Raw genomic sequence first — 7,814 nt, 5'->3', positions numbered from 1 at the left:
AGGTACAGTAGAGGCTGAACTACTTATGTCTCAGTCTCTTTGCTAAGAGATTAATGTCTAGATTGCTTTTTAGTATAGCCGCCAGCTTGGTCTGCTAACTTAAATTCATGAGAATACGTTACTTCTTGTGCGCTTCTTAGTGTACTTTTCGTTTTTTCATGACGCTTTTTATCAGCCATTAAAATCCCTCCAAGTAGTTCATTTCTGTACTAAGTTTCACCAAGTTTGGCGTTTTTTAAACCAATAGGCAAACATAAAAAAAGAGCTATCCATGGAGATGGATTTGCTCTCTACGCTTCTTTTAACTGGTGGTCTTCATGAACTTCTTGCTCGTGACGCATGTAGTAAAGAGTATATAAATCCTTGGGGATTTCATATAAATCGTATACTTCTTCTTTTCGATTGATTTCATCGTATAAGCTTTTTCGCGTTTCGTTAGCAAGGACTGCATAAGGTAGCTTTTCAGCTGCTTTCAGTGAACGGACATTGACTTTTCGGATTCGCATAAATACGCGCTCAATCTCTAGTTCGAAAAAGAGTTCGTTAAAGAATGCTTCTTTGGCGAGCTGATTATATCCTTTGCCGTGATAAGGTTTGCCTAACCAAGTACCCAAAAAGCCAGCTTGGTCTTCAATATCAAATAAGTTAATCGTGCCGATTGGGTTACCCCATTCATCAAGAATTGTACGCGAGATGACTTCCCCGTGCTCTTCTGCTTCCATTGTTTGCTTCGTTACGAACAAAAACTCTTCTTGAGAATACGCTTTATGACGAACAAAAGGGAAGACATCTGGATGCATCATTAGGTCATAAAGAGATTGACAGTCTTGTAGGTCACGTTTTTTTAACATAACTTTTCCCTCCTGAATGAGGGCATACAAAGGACCTTCAAGTCCCCACCCTCGAAATTTTTTAGTAGTAAAAAAAATTTCGGGGTGGGAATCGAACCCACTAGAACCAGTTACCTGGTGGCGCACCATTTGCCTTCCCATTACAAGTCAACGATTTCAAATGTTAACAAGTGATGTGTATAGATTTGTTTTTTTCATATGTTTCTGTACGTATCATACTAAAAAAATTTGAAATTGAAAATAGTTATTTTGTTAATTTTTTTTAAATAATATCTTTCCATTAATCATTGTTACTAAAGGCTTAGCCAGGTAGTGAAAAGGGTGGTAATTCCATAGTACTAAATCAGCGTCTTTATTACGTTCAATGCTGCCAACACGGTGATCAACGCGCAGGTTTCTAGCAGCTGCAATTGTAATACCTTCGAGTGCTTTTTGTTCATCTAAGCCTTCTCTTACAGCAATGGAAGCACAAATATTTAAATATTGAATCGGCGTGTAGGGGTGGTCAGTTGTAATGGACACTTCTACGCCTTGATTCCAAAGTGCTTGATAGGTTTCCCAGCTTTTATTTTTGAGCTCAATCTTTGATCGTCTTGTTAGCGTAGGTCCAACACAAACCTTTAAGTTTCTAGAAGCTAGCTCATGAGCAATCAAATGACCTTCGGTGCAGTGTTCAATACGGATATCTAAATTAAATTCATCCGCAAAACGTAAAGCAGATAAAATATCATCCGCGCGATGAGCGTGAATTCGAACAGGAATTTCACGTTGCAAAGCCTGCACAAGAGGCTTGATTCGTAAACTGTCGGTATTGTCACAGTATTTTGCTTCATAGAACGCTTCGCGAAGCATCCCCATAATGCCCATGCGAGTGATGGATTCTTTGTTTCCATGACTGTGAATTCGCTTAGGGTTTTCACCAAGCGCAATTTTCAGACCAGCAGTTTCTTGGATGAGCATGTTTGAGATGTTGGTGCCAGTAGTTTTAATCACAGAAGTTGTACCGCCGATTACGTTTGCGCTTCCTGGCATAATATGAGCGGTTGTTATGCCGTGCTGAACAGCGTCTTTGAATGCAGAATCAAGTGGATGTACGCTATCCAATGCTCGAATATGTGGAGTGAGCGGCTCGATAGTTTCATTTGCATCATTACCAGCCCAACCCGTGCCTTCGTCATAGAGTCCAAGGTGTGTATGAACATCAATAAACCCAGGAAATAAGTATCGGTTTTTACAATCTACGACTTCCACTTGAAGAGGAGGCTGTAAGTTCGGTCCAACATCTTTAATTTTTCCATTAGCAACAAGTACGTCGCAGTTAGGTACTGCCCGTGATGTAATTGGATAAACTGTAGCGTTTTTAAATAGTGTCGCTTTCATAGCAAACTCCTTATCTGATACATTCATACACCGTTATAATAAGTCTTGTAATGCATTTTCTAATTTAGTATATGTAAAATGGTAGTTGTGTTGCATCATTTTTTCAGGAATTACGCGTTGTCCTTCTAAAATAATCATACTCATTTCGCCAAGCATAAGCTTCAGGCCAAAACTAGGGGCTGGAAGCCAGTGAGGACGGTGTAAAACTGCACCCACAGTTTGACCAAACTCTTTCATTTGGATAGGGGTAGGTGCTGTGACGTTAACAGGTCCTTGTACGTCTTGGTTCTCTATCGCAAACTGAATTATTCCCACAACGTCTTTAATATGCACCCAAGAGAGCCATTGATTTCCTGAGCCAACTGTTCCTCCTGCAAAAAAACGATAAGGCAAGGCAATCATTGATAATGCGCCGCCTTCTTTTCCTAAAATAACGCCAAAGCGCGTAAATACAGTGCGAATTCCTAAATCTTTAGCTTTCGATGCCTCTTTTTCCCACATTTTAACCGTTTCAGCTAAAAAGTCATCACCAACGGATGGAGACGTTTCAGTGAAGGTATCGTGTTCTGATGTTCCGTAATAACCTACAGCGCTTGCGTTAATATAAGCAGAAGGTTTTCTTTCTAAGCTATCCATAATTCGAATGATTTCACGAGTAGAAGAAACTCGACTTTGGACAATCGCTTGTTTTCGTTCCTCTGTCCATCTACCGCTATTCAACGAAACGCCTGCTAGATTAATAAAGGCATCAGCCCTCTGAATAACATCTTCAGGCTTAGCATTTTCTTTTAGCCATTCTACATAGTGAAGGTTAGGATTGTGAGAGGGTTTATTAGCATTCCGTGTTAACACGTATACTTCATGCTGTTTTTTTAGTAAATCATGCACGAGTGCTTTTCCTACAAAACCCGTACCGCCAGCAATCACAACTTTCATTTTCATTCCTCCTTTTTGATAAGTACCACCTAATACTAGCTCTATTGTTTACCAAAACGATGGTTTCAATCATTGTTCTTATATTAGTACTTATAGTTATAAAACCCTTTTTTTATCGAAAAAAACATTTCTTTTTGTTAGATCATATAATGAAAATTTTAAAATAAGTATTGTCTATATAAAATGAATGCGTTATAACGACGCTATCGAAAGTGCTTTCGTAACAGAGGAGAAAACAATGGTTACAATTTATGATGTTGCAAAGAAAACGGGTTTTTCAAGTACAACTGTATCAAAAGCTTTAAATAACTATTCAGACGTTAGTAAAAAAACGAAGCAAGAAATTTTACGGGCCGCGGCTGAGATGGGCTATTTGCCTAACTCCAATGCTCAATCACTTTCTACAAAGAAGTCCCACATAATTGGCGTTGTGTTTGCTGAAGAAAACGGCGTTGGTATGAAGCATCCATTTTTTAACGCTGTGATTGAAAGTTTTAGGAAACATGCCGAGCGTGAAGGGTACGATCTCATCTTTGCTTCGCGAAATTTACGCAATCGTGATGTTAGTTATTTGGAACATTTTATGTACCGAGGCGTAGACGGAGTTATTGTATTTTGTTCGCGTGCTGATGACTCTCAAATTCAAGATTTAATTAACAGCAAGCTTCCCATTGTTGTCATTGATATGATGGAAGCTCCGTGCAGTACGGTTTATTCTGATAATGTGGAAGGAGGAAAGCTAGCTGTTCAACATTTACATTCACTCGGTCATGAAAGAATTGCTCATATTGCAGGCAGTTTTATAAATGCTGTTGGAGAAGCGAGAGCAAAAGGGTACCAGAAGGGAATGCAAGAAATAGGCTTATCAATTCGAGACGGTTATCTTGTAGACGGTGGCTTCTTTTCAATTGAAGAAGGAAAGCTAGCAATGAATAAGCTTTTAGATTTAGAGGTTCAGCCAACCGCAGTATTTACAGCTGGTGACCATATGGCGATTGGTGCAATTGAAGCGATAAAAGAGCGAGGGCTTCGAGTGCCGGAAGATATCTCAATTATTGGATTTGATGATATTGACATGGTACAGTATATTACCCCGAAGTTGACAACGATTAGGCAAGATACGGATTTAATGGGAAATCAAGCTGCACAAATTTTAATTGAACAAATCACTCACAAGAAAAAAGTAATCTCATCCAACGTCATTCCAGTTGAGCTTGTCAGTCGATAAGGGCGTCGATTTACGAATTTGGTCATTCATTTATCGTCGTTATGGCTGGGGTTTCTGGTATTTCAAGAGATTACTACGAAGCTGCTCTAGTTGATGGAGCTAACCACTGGCAAACGTTTACGAAAATTACGCTGCCATTATTAAAGCCAATTTTACTGTATATCATGATTACGTCTCTTATTGGCGGCCTGCAGTTATTTGATTTACCAATGTTGTTAACGGATGGCGTTGGTTCTCCAGACGGAGCTTTAAATACGATGGTGCTATATCTCTATATAACCAAGCATTTAAATACAACAACTACGGCTACGCATCAGCAGTTGCCTACGGATTATTTATCATTACCGTTATTTTCTCTATTTTTGTCTTCAAAGGAATGTACGGTAACCAAAATAAAAAGGAAAAGCAGGTGTAAACAATGATAGAACGACCTGTGGTGAATAAAAGTAAGCAAAGTCAATCGTTAGAGACTAAGGTTTCGATTAAAACACCCGGATCTGGAAAGGCAAAAGCAATCAAGCTGTTTATTTACGCAGCGTTTGATGATATTGTTGAAAATGGCCGCGTTCATGATGCAGGTCGTGTAGAGTACGTGGAGCAACATTTACAGGCTGTACATGAACTCAATGAAGAAGGAATGGGTATTGAAGGCTATTATTTATGGTCATTAATGGATAACTTTGAGTGGAGCTTTGGTTACGATAAACGCTTTGGAATCCTCTATGTAGATTTTGATTCTCAAGAGCGAATTTGGAAAGATAGTGCATATCGATATGCGGAAATTATTAAAAGCAACCGTAGCATCTTAATTTAAAAGCAACGGATACGTTCTTCTTGGTTCAGTGTGATATGATGAGCCAAGAAGAATTTTTTTGTTGAATTGGATGAGGTGAAAAAATGACGGTTATTACGAAAATTACAACGCAAAAGAATAGCGCAGAGAGATTTAATGTTTATATAGATCAAGGAAAAGGCGAAGAATTTGCTTTTGGTGTTGATGCCAATGTTCTCATTCAGTATGACTTGAAAAAAGGACGAGTGTTGGATGAGTTTGAACTAGCGGAAATTCAATTTGCAGATGAGGAAAAAAAAGCTTATAACTTAGCGGTAACCTATCTCTCATATCGAATGCGCTCTGAAAAAGAAGTAAGAGATTATTTAAAGAAAAAAGAAGTAGGAGATATGATTGTTCAGCAGGTGATTCAAAGGTTAGATTCTCACAGGTATTTAAATGATGAAGAGTTTGCCAAAGCCTACGTGCTTACGCAGGTTAACACTACGTCAAAAGGGCCGAGCGTTATTAAACGAGAGCTTCAAGAAAAAGGGATTAAACCAGACATCGTTCAGTCTACGCTTGAACATTTCTCAAAAGAAGAGCAAATTGAAACAGTAATGAAGCTCATTGCAAAGCTAAAGGGGAAATATAAAAAGTACTCAGAAATCGTCATGAAGCAAAAGATTGAGCAGTTTTTAGTGAACAAAGGCTATTCTTTTAGCATTATTAACGAAGCCATGCAGCACGTGGATGTTGAAAAAAATAGTGATGAAGAATGGCAAGCTCTTACACAACAAGGCATGAAGGCTCATAGGAAATACGCGAAGTATAGCGGCTGGGAGTATGAGCAAAAAATGAAGCAGAACCTCTATCGAAAAGGCTTTTCAATTGATCAAATTGAAGCGTTTATTTCATCCTTGGAAGAAGAATAAAGCCTTGCTGTCAGCAAGGCTTTTGTGTATGTTACATCATAATGTCTTTCTTTGTCATACGCTGGTTGAAAATAATGCTAGCTACTTCACTTGGATGCTTTAAGCGGCTTTTATCCGCGATATGATCGCTGTTGTCCCAAAAAGGCGTATCCATTCCGCCCATATAAGCAGCAGTGCATGAAACAGAAGTGTGCTCACATTCTACTTTTAAACTTTCAACAAATCCTCTGAGCGCAAATTTACTTGCGACATAAACGGATTCGTTTTTCTTTCCGCGCAGCCCAGCAGTTGAGATGATGGTTAAGATAGAGGCTTGCTCACGTGTTTGTAGATGAGGTAGCAGGGCTTGTGTGAGGTAAATTGTTCCTTTAACATTGGTATCAATGACCTCATCAATCATCTCTTTTGTGTAGCTTGTAAGTGGTCCAAAATGTCCCATACCTGCGTTGTTAACTAAAACGTCAACGGAGTGAAAAGACAAAAGATTATCCATTTTTTGTGTAAGCTCTTGGTAATTAGTCAAGTCCGCTGAAACGGTGGCAATGCAGCTTGTACCTAACTCTTCTTGTGTTTTATTCAGTCTTTCTTCATTTCTGCCTAATAAAATGACTTGATCGCCATTTTGTACATATAGCTTAGCAAGCTCGTTGCCAAGACCCGTTGCTCCGCCCGTAATTAATATTGTTTTCATGTAAGCGCCTCCTTATATTGCTCTCCTTTTAGTTATACCTTTTGTTATAATAAAAAGAAAGGAACAAAAGGGGGAAACATCGTGTCAGACAAAAGGTATAGTGAAATGAGTACGTATGAGATTCAGCAAGAGATTAGCGTGCTAAATGATAAAGCACGAAAAGCTGAGCAATTAGGGATGATTAACGAGTATGCCGTATTAGAAAGAAAAATTGTGATGGCTAAGTCGTACTTGTTGGATCCATCTTCATACAAACCTGGTGAAGTATATGAAATTGAAGGAGCTCCAGGTCAATATTTTAAAATTGATTACATGAATGGAGTGTTTGCTTGGGGGTTTCGTTTAGGAACCTCTGAGAAAGAAGAAGCACTACCAATCTCAATGCTTAAGAGCGATTCATAAAACAAAGCACGAATTGACGGCGATCAATTCGTGCTTTTATTTTGTTAGCCGTCTGTACGTTGGTTAGATGCGTGCATACGCTCCTGTGGGTTTGTGTTAATTGTTCCATCAGCGCGTTTTGAAGCGAATTCAGCTTTAGCGCGTGGCTCACCTTCTAGTTTGTTGTTTGATTGATTTGGAAAGTTTTTTTCTTTATTACGCATTCAAGACTGCCCCTTTTACAAAAGAATTTGTTGTGTGTATGATATAGTAAGTCAGGGAAAGCTATACTCCCCTTGACTTAGTGTAAGTCGAAACCAATCGTTTACTCATGAATAATTTGGTAATAGAGGTGTTTATATGGAAGATATTTTTGAAAGACTCACAAATCAATTACTTGCAAAAAATGATACACTTTCTTATGCACAAGCAAGAACGTGGGTGGAGCTATTTTGGGAAGATTTCGAGTCAACGTATGCAAAAGCAGGCTATGAATACAAGGGAAAAGAAGCTGCAGAGCAAGTTGTAAAAATGTACATTAACCACTATGGGGATAAGCTTCATGAAGTGGCGGTCAAAAACCCAAAATATAAGCACTTATTAAATAACGATGATTATTTAAAGCATTAATTTACAAATG

Annotated in this window: 12 protein-coding genes; 6 read left to right on the top strand and 6 right to left on the bottom strand. The window is 38.6% G+C overall.

The features are described 5' to 3' along the window. Nucleotides 1-50: 50 nt before the first annotated feature. The 4 genes from BFL01S_RS20175 to BFL01S_RS17860 all read right to left on the bottom strand — a co-directional run bounded on the left by BFL01S_RS20175 (nt 51) and on the right by BFL01S_RS17860 (nt 3,167). Nucleotides 51-179 carry a YfhE family protein gene (locus BFL01S_RS20175; RefSeq protein ID WP_076512909.1) on the bottom strand — a complete coding sequence of 43 codons (129 nt, stop codon included), beginning with the start codon at nt 177-179 and terminating at the stop codon, nt 51-53. A 111-nt stretch (nt 180-290) separates the two neighbouring features. Next, nucleotides 291-851 carry a GNAT family N-acetyltransferase gene (locus BFL01S_RS17870; protein ID WP_025909523.1) on the bottom strand — a complete coding sequence of 187 codons (561 nt, stop codon included), beginning with the start codon at nt 849-851 and terminating at the stop codon, nt 291-293. Nucleotides 852-1,103: 252 nt separating this feature from the next. Beyond that, complete coding sequence (locus tag BFL01S_RS17865) at nt 1,104-2,231, bottom strand: amidohydrolase (RefSeq protein ID WP_061786520.1); 1,128 nt, start codon at nt 2,229-2,231, stop codon at nt 1,104-1,106. Nucleotides 2,232-2,264: 33 nt separating this feature from the next. Then, entirely contained in the window at nt 2,265-3,167 is a 903-nt protein-coding gene (locus tag BFL01S_RS17860; protein ID WP_025909525.1) for a TIGR01777 family oxidoreductase, read from the bottom strand. Between the two features lie 238 nt (nt 3,168-3,405). On the opposite strand from BFL01S_RS17860, the gene BFL01S_RS17855 reads away from it, so the two are divergent. The 4 genes from BFL01S_RS17855 (at nt 3,406) to recX (ending at nt 6,102) form a co-directional block, all read left to right on the top strand. Continuing rightward, on the top strand, nt 3,406-4,395 hold the full coding sequence (locus BFL01S_RS17855) for a LacI family DNA-binding transcriptional regulator (protein ID WP_061786519.1): 990 nt from the start codon (nt 3,406-3,408) through the stop codon (nt 4,393-4,395). A 41-nt stretch (nt 4,396-4,436) separates the two neighbouring features. Then, the gene (locus BFL01S_RS17850; RefSeq protein WP_235859260.1) at nt 4,437-4,817 is read left to right on the top strand and encodes a carbohydrate ABC transporter permease; all 381 of its coding nucleotides are present in this window, start codon (nt 4,437-4,439) and stop codon (nt 4,815-4,817) included. Continuing rightward, nucleotides 4,814-5,209, top strand: coding sequence for a family 1 glycosylhydrolase (locus tag BFL01S_RS17845; protein WP_061786518.1), 396 nt, complete (start codon nt 4,814-4,816; stop codon nt 5,207-5,209). Before BFL01S_RS17850 ends, BFL01S_RS17845 begins: the two co-directional genes overlap by 4 nt. A gap of 83 nt (nt 5,210-5,292) precedes the next feature. Continuing rightward, nucleotides 5,293-6,102, top strand: a complete 810-nt coding sequence (recX, locus tag BFL01S_RS17840) for a recombination regulator RecX (RefSeq protein ID WP_061786517.1) — start codon at nt 5,293-5,295, stop codon at nt 6,100-6,102. A gap of 31 nt (nt 6,103-6,133) precedes the next feature. On the opposite strand, the gene BFL01S_RS17835 is transcribed toward recX, so the two are convergent. Beyond that, nucleotides 6,134-6,793, bottom strand: coding sequence for an SDR family oxidoreductase (locus BFL01S_RS17835; protein WP_061786516.1), 660 nt, complete (start codon nt 6,791-6,793; stop codon nt 6,134-6,136). A gap of 81 nt (nt 6,794-6,874) precedes the next feature. On the opposite strand from BFL01S_RS17835, the gene BFL01S_RS17830 reads away from it, so the two are divergent. Beyond that, nucleotides 6,875-7,195, top strand: a complete 321-nt coding sequence (locus BFL01S_RS17830; RefSeq protein ID WP_025909531.1) for a YfhH family protein — start codon at nt 6,875-6,877, stop codon at nt 7,193-7,195. Between the two features lie 44 nt (nt 7,196-7,239). Here BFL01S_RS17830 and BFL01S_RS17825 read toward each other — a convergent pair whose 3' ends face one another. Beyond that, on the bottom strand, nt 7,240-7,398 hold the full coding sequence (locus tag BFL01S_RS17825; RefSeq protein ID WP_025909532.1) for a small, acid-soluble spore protein K: 159 nt from the start codon (nt 7,396-7,398) through the stop codon (nt 7,240-7,242). Nucleotides 7,399-7,534: 136 nt separating this feature from the next. Here BFL01S_RS17825 and BFL01S_RS17820 point away from each other — a divergent pair, with 136 nt between their 5' ends. Next, a complete protein-coding gene (locus BFL01S_RS17820; RefSeq protein ID WP_025909533.1) occupies nt 7,535-7,804 on the top strand; it encodes a YfhJ family protein in 270 nt (89 codons plus the stop codon). The last annotated feature ends 10 nt before the right edge of the window (nt 7,805-7,814 follow it).

It is taken from the genome of Priestia flexa NBRC 15715 (assembly GCF_001591565.1).
GTDB classification, from domain to species: Bacteria; Bacillota; Bacilli; order Bacillales; family Bacillaceae_H; genus Priestia; species Priestia flexa.
This window is presented reverse-complemented; position numbering and strand designations above follow the sequence as displayed.

What these genes read in the sequence shown, in the direction of transcription:
- BFL01S_RS20175 (WP_076512909.1), bottom strand. Translation starts at nt 179, where the DNA reads ATGGCTGATAAAAAGCGTCATGAAAAAACGAAAAGTACACTAAGAAGC.
- BFL01S_RS17870 (WP_025909523.1), bottom strand. Translation starts at nt 851, where the DNA reads ATGTTAAAAAAACGTGACCTACAAGACTGTCAATCTCTTTATGACCTA.
- BFL01S_RS17865 (WP_061786520.1), bottom strand. Translation starts at nt 2,231, where the DNA reads ATGAAAGCGACACTATTTAAAAACGCTACAGTTTATCCAATTACATCA.
- BFL01S_RS17860 (WP_025909525.1), bottom strand. Translation starts at nt 3,167, where the DNA reads ATGAAAGTTGTGATTGCTGGCGGTACGGGTTTTGTAGGAAAAGCACTC.
- BFL01S_RS17855 (WP_061786519.1), top strand. Translation starts at nt 3,406, where the DNA reads ATGGTTACAATTTATGATGTTGCAAAGAAAACGGGTTTTTCAAGTACA.
- BFL01S_RS17850 (WP_235859260.1), top strand. Translation starts at nt 4,437, where the DNA reads ATGGCTGGGGTTTCTGGTATTTCAAGAGATTACTACGAAGCTGCTCTA.
- BFL01S_RS17845 (WP_061786518.1), top strand. Translation starts at nt 4,814, where the DNA reads ATGATAGAACGACCTGTGGTGAATAAAAGTAAGCAAAGTCAATCGTTA.
- recX (WP_061786517.1), top strand. Translation starts at nt 5,293, where the DNA reads ATGACGGTTATTACGAAAATTACAACGCAAAAGAATAGCGCAGAGAGA.
- BFL01S_RS17835 (WP_061786516.1), bottom strand. Translation starts at nt 6,793, where the DNA reads ATGAAAACAATATTAATTACGGGCGGAGCAACGGGTCTTGGCAACGAG.
- BFL01S_RS17825 (WP_025909532.1), bottom strand. Translation starts at nt 7,398, where the DNA reads ATGCGTAATAAAGAAAAAAACTTTCCAAATCAATCAAACAACAAACTA.
- BFL01S_RS17820 (WP_025909533.1), top strand. Translation starts at nt 7,535, where the DNA reads ATGGAAGATATTTTTGAAAGACTCACAAATCAATTACTTGCAAAAAAT.